Below are 17,280 nucleotides of genomic sequence, written 5' to 3'. Positions count from 1 at the left end.
GTGCTGATAAGAGTTCTTCAGAAGCTAAATTGGATGCCGGGAAATAATTTAATAATTATAGCAAAATATAGTATTATTAGGATTGATAATGTATGGGTATAGATGCCTATTTCAATTAAGGGGGTAGCAAACATGACCATCGATCTGAACGTAGTAGAATTGAAGGAATTGGACGCAAGTATTGTTGAAGAACTCTCGGAACTGTTAATTGATATTGTTGAGGATGGCGCTTCTATTGGTTTTTTACCTCCATTAAGTAAAGAGATCGCAAAACAATATTGGAAGGAAGCGCTGGGCTCGGGCGTTATACTGTGGATTGCCAGAAGTGAGAACAAGATTGCCGGGACGATTCAATTGCATCTGGCATTAAAGCAGAATGCGACCCATAGAGCTGAGGTAGCCAAGCTGATGGTACATCCAAGTCAACGTAGAAACGGGATCGCTAGAGCATTAATGAACACCGTAGAAGACAGGGCGGCGGTAGAAGGGAGAAGCCTGTTGGTATTGGATACCAGATCAGGTGACCCTTCGAATTATCTCTACCAATCGCATGGTTATATAGAAGCAGGAAGCATTCCCAATTACGCAATTTCGGCAGATGGCAATCTGCATGATACGATATTCTATTATAAAATAATCTCGCCAACCTATCATGCCTCTTGCTTGGAATAGGTAATGGAGCTTCCCTCAAGCGGAGAAATGATTAGGATGACGATAACAGATCGCCTGAAAAATCGCTTGAGAGAGGCTTACCACATTAGTGCTGCAAAGTGAATAAATACGAAGAATGACAGATGTTATTGCCATCATGGAGCTATTTGGATGGCTTGTTCATTGTTGAGATTCTTTCAAGCATAGAAAAGAACAGCCAGCCGGGAATGTTCTCATGCAGTCTAGACTGCCATTCCTTCGGGTTTTGAAGCAGTCCGTCTTCCGCAAGAGAGCGGACCGCTTGCTCGCCCATTTCCTGCTGCCATTGTGTAAGTCCAACCATATCGTTTGTCACCTCTTCAGATCTTTTGGGAATGGGTATGTCCGGTTCCGCTGTGCCAGCTAATACCACTTTGACGTGTGGAATAAAGTTCTTCTGTGCATCTGACACCGTATTGCCGCCAAAAAAATTGGTGCCGGGGCAGCTTTTGGCAGGGATGCCCTTCAAGCGCTTGCCTGAGTTGAGATCATAAACCGTGTCTCCGCTGGCGGAATACCAGTGATGGTAGACGATATGCTCCGTATGTACAGGAAGATTGAAGCGTTGGCAGAGAACAGCGTTGATGAATAATATCGTCTGCCTGTGCTGGGCGCTCATCTCGTCGCCATGATAGTCAAAATTGCCGATATGCTCGATGCAAATGCCATTGGCGTTGGCCCCTTTAATGCCGGCCGGCGCGATATCGAAGGGCCTGCCTAAGGAATAGGCGATCCGGCCATCCGGAAACGTCGTGAGCTGCTGGGCGATGTCGCTGAATTTGCGATCCCGCATGTGTGAATTTCTCATCGCTTCAAGCCGCTCGAAATGATTCTTCCCGTTGCAATGAGCATAGTTCGGAATCCAGGTGTGATGATTCTGGATCTTGTAGATTGGCCGGGCAACCTTCTGCTGGAATAGCCACAGTCTGAATTCCTCTCTTGAATCGAAGAGAATAAAGTTATTTTGTTTGATCATGCTCGGCTTCGCCTCGATCTTGAAGAATAGCGAGAACTTTGGCCAGAGCTTCAGGTGTGCGCATCCCTAGTCTGCTGTAGTTCTCAAGAATGGACACAAGCTCGTTAGACAGCCAGAAGTATATGACGCCGCTCATAACAAAGTTAAACCCCAGTGCGAGGTCAATCCGATGCCCGATCAATACCATAAGCAGCATCAGACCTTTCTTCAACAGTCCCCAGAAGCCAAGCGTGCTGCGCAATCCTTTCCCTTCTTTAATACTGGCGAAGCAGCCGCTTAAATAATCGACGATAAAAAATAGAAATAAAATTTCCAAAATTCCAGACCAACCTCCAAACGCGTATGTAATCGCTGACCCTGCCATTGCGGAAAAGGTGTAGAAGAAGGAGAAGTCTCTGTTTGCTACTATTTTTAATGGAAATTGTTCCAAATGATTGCTGCTCCTTTGCTTGGTTATTGGAAAGAAAGAGAGCGCCGGGCGGGCGCTCTCTCAGGAGTGAAATTATAAAATATATACATATCCGCCGGGAATGTTGTCACCGCCGACGGTAATAGAGCTGTTGATCTCACTTATTCCTTTGACCCTTACAATCATCCGGCCTGTTATGACGTGTTCGCCATAGCTTGGGATAATCAGGTTTGCTCGCAAATATCCAGACAATACCTGAATACTGGAAGGTAAATGGGTGGCGTAAATGATATCTATTCTGCCAGGAATATTTTTCCTGTAAGGTACGATCATTCGACTTGTCAGATTGTCATGTTCGCGGATATCGATTCGGCCATTTATTTGCTTGTAGTAAGTAACAACAAGATGACCAGGCATAATCTTTTTATTGATTAGAATATTCGAAGGAATGACCTTATGTATTCTGGTTTGAATGGAAGATGGCAAGCTTCTGGAGCCTTGTTGTCTTACAATCAAATTCCCGACTGTACTGTTGCGTATTACAATCAGGTTGCTCGTAATCTCATCTTGATCATGCATAATCCTTCTGACAGTAAGGCTAGCATTTATGCTGTCCCTATATTTAACTGTTATTTTGCCTGGTCTGCTCTTCGCGATAACAAATAGATTCCCAATTAATCTATCCTGCGGCAAATGTCCGCCCTTGACTCTGACAATGACATGGCCAGGAATGCTGTGATCCTTGTTTTGTCTGACGATAAGATGGGAGGGCATGATCTTTTTATTGACAACCAGTTGGCTTTCCAACCAATAGTTTAAATTCAGTACATGTATATGGGATGGAAAGTTCCTATCGCTCTCATACTCTGGAATAACAATTTTTCCAATAATATTTTTATAGCCAACGGGAACAATAACAATATTTGAAGGTATTTCTGATCTTCCAGCGCTATAGATTTTGTTATGCTTATAGGTAACTTCAATGAATGGCTTATTGCTTGAGCTTTCTCTTGTGGAGAAGTTTTCAATTTGAGGATGCGCCTCGTCCATAGCTTTAATAATAAAGCCATAGTTGCTGTCAGTGTGGGCGTACCATTCTTTAACTTGATTCGTTACGTCAATACGAATATATCCCGACTGACTGCCTAAACTCTGTACTGTAATTATTTCTTGCACGGCGGGTTGACTAAGCCAAGTAACGCCTGTTTCTTCCCACGAAGCGGAGGATGTATATACTCCGATTTGATGATTGCTGTTATTGACTTGAGAGTTGAACATCTTCAACTCTGCTTTTTCCACTGTAATGTTATCAGGAAGCTCGTCTATATCAAATTGGATTAAAGATCTGTATTTTTCCTTATTGGTGGAATTGCAGCCTACAATCATGGATTGCTCTGTACCGTAATTTAATGTCGGAATATTGCTGCGAACAAATGCATCTTTTACAGACGGCAGCTCAGTTATATAGCTTGGGGGTTGAATAATATCAAGCAGCCCGGACATTCGGTTAGTCGGCGTAATGAAAAGCGAGCCCTGTATCTGATGTCTATAACGAATATAAATATTGGCCTTTCGCTGATTTCCTGTTCTCGGCGGATTCCCGGCATCCTCAATCACATAATCGCTATAAACAGCAATATTGGCATGGAGGCTGTCAAATTTAGATACAGTGATGGATGCCGGAAGACTGGACTTGCCGGAACCGATTATATTAACTTTCCCAGACATTTTATTGCGGGGAGAAATAAAGATATATCCCCCTATACTTTTACTATCATTTTCCAAGTTCTCACTTCCCATCCCATTGCATTGAGATTAAGCAGGATCTGCTTCAACATGAATATCAAAATTCCCGCCACCCGTGGATGCAGGATCAACTACTAGCCTGATATAAAAATCCAACGTGTTGTCAAACGCCAGAACCTGATCAAAGGTCAGTGTTTCTTCACCGATAAAGGGGGCGTTGGATTTGCTCAGCTGAAGTATAAGTCCATCTATAGCATGCTGTGAATGAATACGAATGTTTTGTACGTCAAAAGGGTTGGTGTTCGCTAGAATGACTTTGACATCGAGTGATGTTTGGCCTGCGATTAAAGTTCCGAAATTAAGGTATTTTAGCACTTCGCCCAGGGATGTCGAATAATAATTTTGTGAGGCGTCCATAAACATCAGACCGGAATACTGATGGTTTAATTCGTTGTACGCAATTACTGTAGATAAGAGTAATGGAGTACTGATGATAGACTTTTCAGCAGCATGCATAGAGGCGATAGCGGCTACATCAGAAGCTGTGCGCTGCTCCAAAAAGTAGGCTATTCTTATAAGTCCGCTCGGCGAAAGATTCTCCCATTGCGATTGTGTGACGGCATTAATGACTGTCGATGTCATTCCTGCAAGCCTCACGTCGGCTGCATTTTCTATATTTATAGTTTGCCATGCTCCATTAAGGATAGATTTCCAGATAACCCCATCAGAACTGGCGACCATGCTAACTGCTCCAAGTCCCGACTGATTAATAGTTGTCAGTATGGATTGTAGTTGTCCATTCAAAGGAATAGGACTAGTTGGAATGACCAATTGGGGGTGGGGGATTGCAGACATTGTGACTGTTTTCGCTGCGATAGTTGAATCTGTAGACCAGAGAACCAGTTCAGGATTCGTTAATTCATCCAGCAAGCTCAGGTTGCCTGTAATTTGAACTTGTGCAGAAGTTTTGGCCGTTTCTTCGGTATAATAGACCAGCTCTATTTTGTTATTGCTTGGGTCGAGTCTTTGGAAGTCTTCGTTAGTTAATTTGCTGATAGGATCCAGATCCATCCCTTGTGTCAAAAACTGCTGTTCGGTTGGTTGAGAAGAGGTGACAGTTTGCCAATGCTGCATCACATTAACTTCCATCATCTGCATTTCCCCAATTGTCAAAGAAAATCCCCCATTTATTGCACTCACATTTATTCGATACATCTTGTAGGGGTTGTAGTTTTTAAAAGTAAATACTTTGTCGATACCTAATGTCCAATCCGTCATATTATCAATTGTATCTAATACAGACCAATTATTCCCATCGTTTGAAGCTTCGAATGTCCACGTTTTAGGTGCGCATTTTGTACCATTATATTGATCGGCTGTATTCCAGTTTTTTGGCTTTAAAGTATATCTACCAATAATAATGGGTACGGTGAAATCAAACCCTAACCAGCCGGTGGTGGTTATTAAGCTTGACCAGCCCAAATCAGTCAAATCATTAAACGCCTTCCATGCTTCATACCCTGCACTATAAAAGGAGCTTGCAATTGCTGTTCCTTTGGAGGAGGATATATTGGATGATAGTGCCGGGATTGCATCGCTTGTTTTATGAGTAGATTCATTAAATCGTTTATAGTTCCCATCTACTTTCACCATAACTTTGTTATTGTATACAAGCTCATGGAATTTCAGATCTGAAATTCCCCAGCTGTTAGTCCCGACCCTTGCAAGAGCTCGAATACGGTAGGACTTATACCTGTTGAGAGTAGGGAGATCAAAGGTGTATTCCACCAGGTTAGTAGATGTGAAGTTGGAGACAGTATGGAGTACATCGAATGAGCCGAAATTGTTATTGCTTCCTTCCAGCGTCCAACTCGTAAGATTAAACCCGTTGAATGTAATGGAATAGCGCTTAACTAACACAGAACGGTTGAAGTTCAAACCAATATAATCAGGGAAAACAGGGCTAATACCACTTCTGTATTGAGTGGAATTGCTACTGTCGAATGCCAGGTAAGGGGCTGTATTCACACTGCTCGGGGCAATGATTGAGACATCACCAACATTAGCGGCACTTGTAAAAACCGGGGTAATGTTTATATATTGCATCGTATACCTTCTTTCTATTAAAACGATTGACTACCTACGGATTCAATTAAGTAATTGCTATATTCGTCATGTGTTCAAATGCTTTCAGATCCAATTCATAACTGAATAATTTCCCCACCCCAAGCGCTCCGTTATTTTCCAGATCTTTCACAATGGTTTGTTTTTTTCGATTCAATTGGGTGAAATCGCTAATTCCATATAAATCAATCATGGCAGCAGTTACTGTCTCTGCACCTATAAGAAGCCATTCCCCATCCGTGTTTTCCATCATTTCGATCTCATCGATTTGAGGATACGCTGCATTAGACGCGGTAATGTTAAGTCTGTAATAAAGGTAAGGGTCAGTATTTGCTATTGGAAATATCTTTTTCTCGCTGGCAGTCCATACAGCACTGGTTATCGTGTCAAGCGTGGTATAGTTTACTCCGTCGTTGCTGCCCTGGAATTGCCAATCCTTGGGTGAATAATTAACTGCATTTGCAGAGCCTTTGACCGCATACATTCTAATAATCTTCTGATTATTGAACTTATATCCAATCGTATAGGGAGGAGTACCGTTAGCACCATCCCAGAAGGATCCGGCATTCTGATTAAATGCCCGATACGGCTCATAAGTTGTTCCATAATAGTAACTTGCAAACACCTCTCCCGAAGGAGCGACTGCTGAGGTCATCTTAGGTATGATATTATCCTTGGATTCAGCGATTAATTGATAAATATTCGATCCATCTTTAAATACAAATTTCAATTTTTCTTCATAGGGACTATAACCTGCAGGAAGTGCGTACTTAAAAGGTAATGATCCAAAGTTAGCGGTTGCTGCGCGGGATGGACTGGATGAACCTGATCCCAGTGTCGGATAGACTGTTCCTAACAGAGCGACATCTGTATGGGAGTCCCCTTGACTGACGCCGTTCTTCCAAAATTCAATTTTGCCGTTGTCCATGTCCAATAAAACACTAATAACGTCATTATTTGCCCAGGATGCTCCGTATGCTGCGACTTCAGGATATTTTACACCGGAATAGTAATAAAATCGTACATTAGCTGTATTAAATATCGTAGTCTCACTAGACGCGGATGAGTTGGAAATTCCGATAAACAAAAAACTATTGTCTACAACAGTTATTTCCCAGTACCATTTGCCTGTTGATTTGCCATGGGTTGCTTTCGTTGATCCCATTCCTGTATTTGTGGAAGTTAAATTTCCATTGGATAAGGTGACAGTCGACCCCTTGTTAGCCGGATCCCAAGTCACCTTGCTCATATCGGCGCTTAGACTATTGATCATATACATATTCGTTTTATCGATTGCTGTAGTAAATAAACTTCCTCCGGTCTGCCAAGACGAATCTTTCGGTATCGTATTGGGATAACTGGTTTTGAGCGCGAGATTCCCATTGAAGTTAATGTAAGGATTAGGTTGGAATTGCGATGCTTCCTGACTCGAGAAAGTATGATGTTCAACTTGTTTCAGCACCTCTGTTCCGGTTAGCTCCACTTTGATCTTCATATATCGGCCCTGAGGTGAATTTATTTCCCCGGTGGAATGATTAATAAGCTCAAATGGACTAAAGGTGAGCCTGTCACTGGAAGTAGAGGTGGAGAGTTTAATACTTGCGCCTGCTGGAATAATATTAACCATGCTGATTGAAGTAATTTGGCGAAAATATTTACCCAGATCAATCTCATTCGAGATAAAGGTACCCTCACTGCTGTAAAAGTTGAATCGCCAGCTGTATGTCCCAAAGTAAACGCCATACATAAGCTCTAAATTGGTTAGTGAGTAATCCGCATTATAGCTGACGGAGAAAGTATTGTTCGGATCGGAAGTAAATGTGCTCGCATTTTTGAATGAGCAGTATTGAAACAATCCCTTTAAATAAGAGGAGTTCGTATCATTAGAAGAAAACTGTGTCAGAAATGAACAATAGGAATAAGTAAGTTTGGTTATCGTACATCCTGCGGAGTTGCCTGTATAAATGGGGTATACAATACTTATAGATCCTGTATCAAATACACAATTGTTGAATTCCAGATTGATGGTCGCAGCATCATAAAAATATTCGTACACATTGTACCCAGCAGATGTACGCTTGAATGTTATTCCTATGAATTGATTCAATTTGCTCATGACCATAGTTCTGTTAATGGATATGTTTTGCAGGTTGAAGATGACAGAACCCATCAGGCCGTTCATAACACCGTATGTTAATCGTATGCCGCTTTTTAGAATGGATTGAAGTCCATCTTGAATGTCATATGTTCCAGCTGTAATAATCAATATTAACGAGTTGTCAATGGTTACAGACGAGCATGCTTTTTGAACTGTCTTGTAAGGACTGCTCAATGTCCCAAGGCCCGTGTCGCTGCCATTTCTCCCATCTACATATATCACCGAAGGATACAAAGAGGGATCAACTGCTTCAGGAAAAGTCTTTTTCGTTTGAAGTGTAAGTACACCATTCGTATAGTCAAGATTAGTTCTGATCCCATCATTAAGGTTAATTGTTCTTGTGCCTGGTACGATGATCGCCATTATATAGTCACCCGCCAATTGATTTCTGAAGCTATATTTGCTTCTATCGGTGCATCGAATTCAACGACTTCAATTCCATGAAGACGAATACAGAATATTCCATCTATATGGTTGTCAGAAACAAGTCTGAGATTAAAATAAGCAGGCTTATTGTAAGGCAAGCTGAGAATAGCTTTGAAATTAAAATTTATTTCGTCGATCTTCAGGTTGCTTTTGTAACCAAAGTTATATTGCGTGATCTGCGAATTCATATCCCCGGCTTGTCCAGATGGATTAAAGGATGCTTCTGCGTGTTTATATTGAATAATGTCGTTGTACATTAGTTGTTGTCCGGTTAAAAAATATTGTTTCTGTGTTGCTTTGTCTTTGATGAAAAATTCGATCATTTGTCCGGCTGCTTTAAATACACCGCCAAAAACCTCGTAGTAAAGATTCATTCCGTGCCCAACCAGTCCGAAACGAATGAGCTTTCGTCTATCTATCCTATTGAAGTTATTTTCTATGCCTGATGCTCGATCAAACTCATCCAAAAAGGTTCCGTCCGCATACGAAGCAGTCCAAATAAATGATTGACCGCGCACGGGACTGTGTAAAAAATTATTTTGCATGGTATACATTCCTCCATTGTATTGAAGTGAAAAAAAAAAGAGTCCCGAAGGACTCTAGCATATTCGAATGATGATTAATTAATAGGTGTAAGTCAGTCTGAGCAGAAAGTCTGTACTGCCTGCTGTAGCAATTGCAGTAGGTGTGGCATGAAATGTCACTTGGGCGAAATTAGCGGCAGAATTAGCGATTGTGCCATCATTGATGCTTCCTTTTATCGTTCCTGCGGGAGCAGTACCTCCTGCTTTAACGGCCTTGGTCGTTGTACCCCCAATAGCGGTAAAAGAAGTTTCGCTCATACTGTCAACACGGGCCTTTATCCACTTGTCAACCACAAGTTCTCCGGTGTCCCCGCCAGCAATGTCCTTCGTTGTGATCGTCGTTGCCGAGCAATCCGGCAGTTCAGTTGCTCCACCACGATTATTCCAGATTAAAAATGTTCGGTCAGCAGAAGTAGAGCCCGCATCCACCTGGCCGATCTGCCATGAGGTAGCTTCATTCGTATTGGTTGCATTGAACCAGCTGATAGTAGGTTGTGGCATATTAAATTCCTCCTAATTAGTTGCAGTATATTTAGTGTTGATATCGATTTGGACGGTAACACCTCGGATGTTATTATCCAATTGCAAAACATTAATCCTGAAATAATCCCCCTGATTGACCTCTATGTCCCCTATAACCGGCAAATTACTTTCCTTCATACCTGCAGGTATAATAAGGTTTTGGGCTAATAGATTATCCCAAACACCGTTATTGCTGAATTCAGCCCCGGCTACTTTTTCAATCGATAATTCGATAGGTGCAGACAACCCTGATTCTGAGCACGAAGAATATGCCTTTGTAATTATTCCGTCAAAAGGGATTTTGATGAGCGCATTCTGCACACCCTGTGACAATATTCTAGGAAACTGAAAAACGACAGTGCGCAATACAAAATTCCGATAATCCTCCTTATGCAGAAGACCATCGGAATTCTCCGACACATAGGGAATCGTGCCTCCCAGCAGATTGCCGATATTAATCCATTGATGCGAGACAACGCCGTCATAGCGATAGACATCGCCTGTCGTATTAAGGGTAACCTGCCATCCATTCTCAGGGCTTGGATATGTAGTGAGCAGATCATCGAATTCATCGACAGAATCCTGCCTGATGACGACTGTACTCGCGGCAGCATCAAGGGCTGTTTGAGCAGCTTGCTCCGCGCTGAATGCTGCCTCAGCGGCATTATCAGCAGCAATGTTGGCAGAAGTGGCAGCTTGTACGGCATCAGATATGGCGTTATTAATCTCAACGAGCTTCAGATTAAGCTCCAGAGAGAGGGTGCTTAAGCTATCGATATAATCCTGCAATGTGATAACAATATCAGGATTTCTCTGCACCATTGCATAGATTCTGCTGGCAGGGTACAGAATTTTACCTTTGCCCAGGTAATTCGAGACGAGAGTTACACCTTCATGCATGGGATGGAATTGAATCGATCCGTTAGCGTAATCCACCAGAAATTCGTTCTCTTCAAGTGATACTTTCTTTCTGTACAACTCATGCGCTACTTCGGTAAAACCGGAGATCTGAACCTTATGGGTTTCTGACGGGATCTCCAGCAATGTGATTAAGCCGTTGATGATGGGGAGGGAGTCTGCTCTTGGTTTGTACGGATCCTCTGCAGTTCCCTTGCGCCATATAATAATGGATTTATCGTTATACTCAAGATTGGTCTGTAAGCTTGGCAATTTATCACCTCCTATCCGGCCACATTGAATTTGCTGTTGCCTGAGCTTATCGTTGCCGTCGTATCAAGGCAGGTGTTAACCGTTGACCCGACTAGCGCGACTGCTTTGCCCCCTAGAAAGACTTTGCTGCTGCCTGATGTGATCTCGCCATTACTGCTGCCAGAGGTCGGAGTGATTGCTGTATATCGAGTATCAGAGGTGCTACTGGGTACTTCTGGATAATCAATCCATTGTTCGTTTGTAGAATCGCCTACCAAGGCTATATAATCTCCAGCAATTTTTAGCTTTGCTGTTGTTGTAGCAACTTCGCCAGTTATCTTTGCTCCCGTACTTGAAGTAGTGCTTGCACCCCAATGTGCAGCTCTAGGCGGTATTGGAGGATCGGCATCGGGGTCACCCCCATAGTAGTCTACCCAGTTCTCAATAGTGTAGCGTACATGGTTTGCTTTTATGGTATCTGTGATCGATGATCCTTCTATTGCAACGCCAGCCATTGTTCACCTCCAGTAAGGTCAGAAGTATCAAATCTAAGCAAAATTATACTGCGTTCCGGAGAAATTGATTTGTCCGGACGCATTGAAGTTCATGTTCCCGGTAATATCTGCTGTCAATCCGCTCGCGTTCAACGTGATTGTACCGGCAGTTTTATGCTTCATGGTGATGTCGTTGCCATTGGTTGTAATCTCGAAGCAGGTACCGGTTGAATGTTCAATTTTGATGATGCCATTGTTGGAATAGACGATAATTCCCGCATCGTTAAAGGCTAATTTTCTCTCACGAGATGGAGTACCGCTGCTGTAATAGGTGAAATCCCAGGAGGTGGAAGGTTTCTTGATAAATGCCTTGGCGCCTAATGCTGTACCGTCGCCTGCTCCCATTTGGATGACGGGATAAGCTGTATCATCAGGCAATGGCTCCCGCTCGAATTTGATCACCATTTTGTCTTTGTTATCTACTTCAAGATTATAGACGGGATACGAAGTGACAGTGGTCGTAGCTTTGGATTTGCTGGCATCAGTCCAATACAATTGCGCACCATTGGAGTAAACAGGGAATCGATTCGTTATTTTGCCTGTTCGCAGACTGAATATCTCATCCTCAATATGAATGTAATCAACGATTTCATTTTTATCATCTTCCTGTCCAAAAGTGACCAATTTATTAACGGCCAGATTCGAGATAAATCCGACTCCGCCGATGACGGTATTAACAACGATAGAATCGGATTCGATCCGGCCCGCGCCGACCATGTTCCATAAATCCATATCGAAAACTTTGTTCTCACTGTCCAGCATGACGCCGCCGCTGCCATTGGTAATCGCCAGCTTCCTGAACGTAGCGGTACCATCCATCCCGATATGCGCAGGCGCTTGGGCAGAGTTCTCATGACCGGCCCAGAATCCGCCCAGATTAGGGTCCAGCCGCATTATATTGGGATGCGTCCCTAATGTAATCGAGGAGCCTTTGATTTCACCGTCAGTCATGAATGAATTCCGAATTTTAATATCCTGCACATGTACGACACCATTCATGTCGGCCCAGAATTGATCTTGCCAATTGGGTGATTGGTCGGTACCAACGTTCTTTTGTATCGCGAAGCCTTTAGTAGCGTTCATCAAAGAGCGATACATCGTATCGCTTCTTGTCACAGTGATTCCTTCAGAAGCATGAATTAGAACATTATTGTACATGCTGCCAAGCTGCAGAGAAGAGAACTTGATGGAGTCATTAACCGCTTGAATGATGTTGGTAGCCTCGTCATAGTAGCTTTTGAAGAGGGCGATAAACTCCGTGCGGTCAATCGCCGTGGTCTCGCTCATATTCGCCAATAATGGAGTCAAGTAAGCGATAAGCGCATTATATGCAGTGGTAAATGCCGCTGGATCTATACGAATAGAAAGGTCTCTGCTGGTTGTTTTATAGGTATTCGCCTGTAACAACAGCTTCTGATACTCCGAGATGATCCGGGTTCTCTCGCCCAATACCTGCAGCTTCTCAATGGCGGTCAGCTTGCCGTCTACGATTATGTCGTCGAATTTGCCGAGGTTCATATACTTCGTATTGCTGTCCAGCATCAGCTCATTGGTATCACTGACGATTTTCAACCTCTTCGTCGTCATATCCTCAGCGAACAGCAGGCCGTTATGGTCGGCATAAAATTTGTCCACGAATGCTGTTCCGTTCCACTGTTGAATCTTCATGCCGTCTTCGCTATTAATGATGACTTTATTAATAAGATCGGGACTGCATGGCGCATTGCCGTCATAACGGTTGACCACAATGCCGAATAAATCCGGATTCTCCTGATACAGCCCAAGCTTCATCGCTTCACGGCCGCAGCGGTCGGTTATGGTCGTCTTCGGGCCTTCCGTCAGCCAGATGCCATGCTGATCGCCTATCGTGACACGCTGCCCCAGAATAAGCTTGCCGAGCACCATCTCGGCAATAACACCATCAGCGGACAGAGCCGTCTCATAGCGCAGGCCGCCTGACCGTGTAAGCCCGATAGCCCCGTTCGTCATTCGCAGAAATCGGAGCGGGTCATTGGGATCGGTGATCGTAATTCCTTTATCATCTATCGCTACCGTCTGATTGACCGCCATATTGATCTGATTCGTAACCTTGTCCCAGAAGTGATCGAACAGCTGACTGAATTCACTCGTATCTACGACGGCTTGGCCCCATCTGGATTTATGGATGTCAACAATGTTAGTCGTATTCCTCGAATCGTAGACGTATTTCTCCAGCTGCGATCGGCTATTCGTCAAATCTTTGAAATGGGCAATGGTCAGGTTGATGCTGGAGCTCTCGTAGTCGAAGCTCATTTCAATGATTTTGGCCTCTACCTTGAGGTCGAACATCTCATAGCTGATAATGACTTTATCGCCAAGACGCAGCTGATTCCAGCTTCGCTGCTCCTCCATAACCTCCATGAAATTGAGCAGGTCGATCTTGATCGAGAGCTGAGGCGTGTTCAGCTCCTTGAACTTGTCTTTCGCAGCCTGCAGAAGATCCTCTTCCTCGATATAAGTATCGTCCTTGAATTCATGCACAAGAATGTAGAGATTAAGCTCATCCAGCTGAGCAGGAGTGAAGTTGTTATCCGGGCCCAGAAGAGTCCGAATGTTATTAATGGCCTGATTTAATGTAGTCAGTTGGGAGTGGAGGGAGGCGAGCTCCGCGTCCTTGGCTACAATCTCCTGCTCTTTGTTGTCGAAATTATATTTTTGAATGATCGCTGTCCCGTTATCAGCAGCTTGAAACTCTTCGGTGCTAATACGCATGACTTGCATGAATACACCGGAATGCCCGGAGCCGTTCAAGCTCACGGATATTGCTCCTGCTCCGGCAGGAACCTTATGAACAACCTCCCAGGAGCTGCTGGCAATCGGGCGCGCTTGTCCATCGACAGCCAGAGCGATTCCGGTTCCATCATCAATTTGACAAAGCACTGCATACGGGAATTGAGGGATGACCGCGAACGTCTTCGTGACGGGGCTCCCCTCATAGTTGAATTTCTCGAAATACATAGCTCCGGGGAAGTTAAACTGATCTCTAATCTGTATCTCGGTAATTCCCTTTAATTGGATTATTAATTGGTCGCGTTCCGCGTTTTTCAAATCGATTGCACTGTCCAATGCTGTCTTCTGGGCCAGGAGGGAGTTGTAGACTCCTTCGTTATCCTCAACCAATGCCTTAAAGTCAAGCAGCGCATGACAGAGACTATCGCTCATATAATGGCTGTGCTTCAGCACATTCCCGCTGTTATCCCGGGAGAAGGGGTACATAAAATAAGAAAAATCCTCGATATACCCCTGCCCGGTCGGGTTGATCTCTTGGATCCCCAAGCTGTCTCTGCCTTCCGGAATGAGACGGGTTACGATGACTTCCGCATTGGACTCTTTGCCGATGCTCTTCAAATATTTCTGGTGCGATAACGTCCCGAGCCTGTTCATCCCGTGCAATTCCGGCTTGATGAAGCTGATTGTACGATTAACCGTATCCCACTGAATGATGGCATTATACGTTTCGGCAACCGCATAGACGGCATCCAGCAGCGTATTGTCCAGAAATTCAAAGGATCTTCGCGTTAGCTCGAAATCTGCATCCAGCGTATCGATCGACCAAATGCTCGTGGAGAGAATATCATTCAACACTTCCCGCGCATTCAGAGAAACGGCTTCGTAGCGGCTGATCAGCTTGTCATTCAGCTCCTGCGGCAAATAAAGGCATTCGATCTCCTTGGAATCACCCTGATTGCCGGTCGTGTCCATAATCTTGGTCACAATATACCATTCGGACTGGTTCCCGATCTGCACCTTGATATGATAGCGTTCCTTGATGAGATCTGCATTGCGGTTCCGGACAAGCTCGCTATTCTGCTCCACATAGAATGGGATCTTGAAGGAAAATGAAAACAGGGAGGTTAGCGACAGAGACCTGCTCTTGTCATAGGCCTCGCTTACTTTCGCAATGATCTCTCTGTTAGGCTTTGCGATGAAAATAACGGCTTCGACGGGTTTAAGATTGTAGTCGATATCTCCTAACAATTCCGGTCCTCCTTTCGTAATTAGATGAGACGGAACTGGTAGCGGAACTGAATTTGCGCATGGCCGCTAACTCGAAAAACATGCTCACCGACAGGCAGGTTGAGATAATGATCATTGAAGTTCGAATATCGATAGGTTGCGCTCAGACTGGATTCAATGTACTCCCGCTCACTGTTGACATAGACCGTTTCATTATGATTTAAATTTACAAACTTGAATTGTTCGTTTCCTTGGGAGACGTTAATTAATGCAAAATCCCCGCTTCCGTTCTTCGTGACCCAAATCTCAGGCTGGCAATAGGAGTCACCCTTGTTCTCGAACACAATGACGGGCTCCAGCTCAAAGGTAATACCGCTGAATACTGGCCGGTTCAGAGGGTTCGCTGAGTCCAGAAATACTCTATAACGCAGCAGAGCATTGCCCAGCGGAGCGCTCGGCTTCATAGCCGGAATCGCTCCATGCTGTGTGCAGAATTCCCATTCGCTCCAATCATAGCCCCCATTATAGGAGACCGAGGTTTGAACATTGATCCCTGTATCTTCGGGCTGCTCGGCAATCCAGGACACCTTGCTGATCGCTCCGTCACCGTCCAGAGAGAAGGAGAGGGGGTACGATTCATAGTAACCGCGCATACCCGATAACGTAAGCCATGTCGACACAATATCACCTACTCAATCTTTCCGAATGGCCTGAAGTTAGCTGAAACACCGGATTCTTTCCATTTGACAATGCGATACGTCATCCAGACGACACCACTATCCGAGGTTGCAATGCCATCAGTTGTAACCCATTGGGGCTCGGATTCCCCCGACGTTCCCGATACTGTGCAGACATAGAATCTGTCATTGGGAACAGAAGGGACGATGATTTCGTTCAGCTCATAAAAGGTGGAGGGAGCCCAGGTTGTTCGATCCCTTGTATCTTCGGTTGTCGTCAGCGCAGCAACGAGCCATATTGGCTCATAGGGGGCGCTGTAGCCGGATTGAATACACTCATAATAATGACCATTATTGGTGGTGGTAAGAACCTTGTCGCCAATGTTGTAAGCATGGATCGACTGCCATTTGGGCGCCGCTTGTCCTGCTCTAATATTGACAGCTCCAATGTATCCTCCAATATTGACATCATTGTAATAGACACGCTGCTTTTTGCTCCACATACCTGAAGTAGGGATTTCATTGACATAAATATCCGAAGCATCATCGAGCTTCTGGAAATTATTTGCCAGGCTGGCGATCGACTGGTGAATATGGTCTGCAAGCTCCGGCTTGACCAGACCTAAATTTGAAGTTGTTGTAGACACAAACGCGCTCCTTCCTAAATGTCTTTCCAAGTTATTGAAGGATCTAGATCCTCCCATTTGTTCAAGCTGGCATCCAAGGTCAGATGCTGATTGCCATCAAGCGCAAGGCCATGATTATGGCCGGCAGCGAAGCTGCTCTCCGAGACAGAGACGATCGTCTCATTCCAATCGTAAACCTTGGACAGAGCGAGCGGGGAATAGGCATAGGCATCATTGCACCTGAAAGTGAGATTCATATAACCTTGCTTCAAGCCGTTATGGATGAGGACAGGGTTGTCGATACAAAGCGCATAATAAATCTTCTCAGGATGATTAGAGAAGATAAGCGGCTTGTAATAATCGGCCTCCGTCAGCCATCTTCTTACTTCTTGAATGGTTCGCTCATCCCATGTATCCTCGAAAGCGAAGCTGACGGACAGGGTCAAAGGGTCTCGTTCGATCCGCTGAAAGCTTGGCTTCGTTCTTCCACGCGTCTTATCCTCAACGATGGAGCGGGAGGAGGCGAGGTATTCCTCCTGCATGCCGCCGTCTAGGGTTACATTGGCGATATTGAATCGCTTGCTCTCTATGCCGTCATAAATAAAGTACAATGAATCGCGAATTGTCATTTGTATCACCACCT

Annotated in this window: 14 protein-coding genes; 1 reads left to right on the top strand and 13 read right to left on the bottom strand. The window is 44.3% G+C overall.

The features are described 5' to 3' along the window. Window positions 1-132 precede the first annotated feature (132 nt). On the top strand, window positions 133-672 hold the full coding sequence (locus K0T92_RS04980) for a GNAT family N-acetyltransferase (protein WP_219871335.1): 540 nt from the start codon (window positions 133-135) through the stop codon (window positions 670-672). A gap of 142 nt (window positions 673-814) precedes the next feature. Here K0T92_RS04980 and K0T92_RS04975 read toward each other — a convergent pair whose 3' ends face one another. From K0T92_RS04975 to K0T92_RS04915, 13 genes are all read right to left on the bottom strand, one after another. Continuing rightward, window positions 815-1,666 carry a peptidoglycan recognition protein family protein gene (locus K0T92_RS04975; protein WP_219871334.1) on the bottom strand — a complete coding sequence of 284 codons (852 nt, stop codon included), beginning with the start codon at window positions 1,664-1,666 and terminating at the stop codon, window positions 815-817. Further along, on the bottom strand, window positions 1,650-2,030 hold the full coding sequence (locus K0T92_RS04970) for a phage holin family protein (protein ID WP_219871563.1): 381 nt from the start codon (window positions 2,028-2,030) through the stop codon (window positions 1,650-1,652). Before K0T92_RS04970 ends, K0T92_RS04975 begins: the two co-directional genes overlap by 17 nt. Window positions 2,031-2,168: 138 nt before the next feature. Next, a complete protein-coding gene (locus tag K0T92_RS04965; RefSeq protein WP_219871333.1) occupies window positions 2,169-3,860 on the bottom strand; it encodes a DNRLRE domain-containing protein in 1,692 nt (563 codons plus the stop codon). A gap of 30 nt (window positions 3,861-3,890) precedes the next feature. Then, a complete protein-coding gene (locus K0T92_RS04960; protein ID WP_219871332.1) occupies window positions 3,891-5,927 on the bottom strand; it encodes a discoidin domain-containing protein in 2,037 nt (678 codons plus the stop codon). 46 nt (window positions 5,928-5,973) lie between these two features. After that, the gene (locus K0T92_RS04955; protein ID WP_219871331.1) at window positions 5,974-8,466 is read right to left on the bottom strand and encodes an SPRY domain-containing protein; all 2,493 of its coding nucleotides are present in this window, start codon (window positions 8,464-8,466) and stop codon (window positions 5,974-5,976) included. Continuing rightward, complete coding sequence (locus K0T92_RS04950; protein WP_219871330.1) at window positions 8,466-9,074, bottom strand: hypothetical protein; 609 nt, start codon at window positions 9,072-9,074, stop codon at window positions 8,466-8,468. The genes K0T92_RS04955 and K0T92_RS04950 overlap by 1 nt, the downstream gene beginning before the upstream one ends. Window positions 9,075-9,152: 78 nt before the next feature. Next, window positions 9,153-9,614, bottom strand: coding sequence for a hypothetical protein (locus K0T92_RS04945; protein ID WP_219871329.1), 462 nt, complete (start codon window positions 9,612-9,614; stop codon window positions 9,153-9,155). A 12-nt stretch (window positions 9,615-9,626) separates the two neighbouring features. After that, entirely contained in the window at window positions 9,627-10,805 is a 1,179-nt protein-coding gene (locus tag K0T92_RS04940; RefSeq protein WP_219871328.1) for a hypothetical protein, read from the bottom strand. A gap of 11 nt (window positions 10,806-10,816) precedes the next feature. Next, window positions 10,817-11,299: a PAAR domain-containing protein gene (locus K0T92_RS04935; RefSeq protein ID WP_219871327.1), complete on the bottom strand. Its 483-nt coding sequence runs from the start codon at window positions 11,297-11,299 to the stop codon at window positions 10,817-10,819. A 33-nt stretch (window positions 11,300-11,332) separates the two neighbouring features. Next, window positions 11,333-15,355 carry a phage tail spike protein gene (locus K0T92_RS04930; RefSeq protein ID WP_219871326.1) on the bottom strand — a complete coding sequence of 1,341 codons (4,023 nt, stop codon included), beginning with the start codon at window positions 15,353-15,355 and terminating at the stop codon, window positions 11,333-11,335. Between the two features lie 20 nt (window positions 15,356-15,375). Then, window positions 15,376-16,014, bottom strand: a complete 639-nt coding sequence (locus tag K0T92_RS04925) for a phage tail family protein (RefSeq protein ID WP_219871325.1) — start codon at window positions 16,012-16,014, stop codon at window positions 15,376-15,378. Window positions 16,015-16,022: 8 nt separating this feature from the next. Continuing rightward, a complete protein-coding gene (locus tag K0T92_RS04920; protein ID WP_219871324.1) occupies window positions 16,023-16,658 on the bottom strand; it encodes a hypothetical protein in 636 nt (211 codons plus the stop codon). A 14-nt stretch (window positions 16,659-16,672) separates the two neighbouring features. Next, window positions 16,673-17,266, bottom strand: a complete 594-nt coding sequence (locus K0T92_RS04915; RefSeq protein WP_219871323.1) for a distal tail protein Dit — start codon at window positions 17,264-17,266, stop codon at window positions 16,673-16,675. Window positions 17,267-17,280: the final 14 nt, after the last annotated feature.

The sequence above is a fragment of the Paenibacillus oenotherae genome, from assembly GCF_019443105.1.
Taxonomy (GTDB): Bacteria; Bacillota; Bacilli; order Paenibacillales; family Paenibacillaceae; genus Paenibacillus_Z; species Paenibacillus_Z oenotherae.
Note: the sequence above shows the minus strand (reverse complement) of the source record. Positions and strands in the feature narration are given on the sequence as shown.

What these genes read in the sequence shown, in the direction of transcription:
- K0T92_RS04960 (WP_219871332.1), bottom strand. Translation starts at nt 5,927, where the DNA reads ATGCAATATATAAACATTACCCCGGTTTTTACAAGTGCCGCTAATGTT.
- K0T92_RS04915 (WP_219871323.1), bottom strand. Translation starts at nt 17,266, where the DNA reads ATGACAATTCGCGATTCATTGTACTTTATTTATGACGGCATAGAGAGC.
- K0T92_RS04955 (WP_219871331.1), bottom strand. Translation starts at nt 8,466, where the DNA reads ATGGCGATCATCGTACCAGGCACAAGAACAATTAACCTTAATGATGGG.
- K0T92_RS04950 (WP_219871330.1), bottom strand. Translation starts at nt 9,074, where the DNA reads ATGCAAAATAATTTTTTACACAGTCCCGTGCGCGGTCAATCATTTATT.
- K0T92_RS04980 (WP_219871335.1), top strand. Translation starts at nt 133, where the DNA reads ATGACCATCGATCTGAACGTAGTAGAATTGAAGGAATTGGACGCAAGT.
- K0T92_RS04970 (WP_219871563.1), bottom strand. Translation starts at nt 2,030, where the DNA reads ATGGCAGGGTCAGCGATTACATACGCGTTTGGAGGTTGGTCTGGAATT.
- K0T92_RS04945 (WP_219871329.1), bottom strand. Translation starts at nt 9,614, where the DNA reads ATGCCACAACCTACTATCAGCTGGTTCAATGCAACCAATACGAATGAA.
- K0T92_RS04975 (WP_219871334.1), bottom strand. Translation starts at nt 1,666, where the DNA reads ATGATCAAACAAAATAACTTTATTCTCTTCGATTCAAGAGAGGAATTC.
- K0T92_RS04935 (WP_219871327.1), bottom strand. Translation starts at nt 11,299, where the DNA reads ATGGCTGGCGTTGCAATAGAAGGATCATCGATCACAGATACCATAAAA.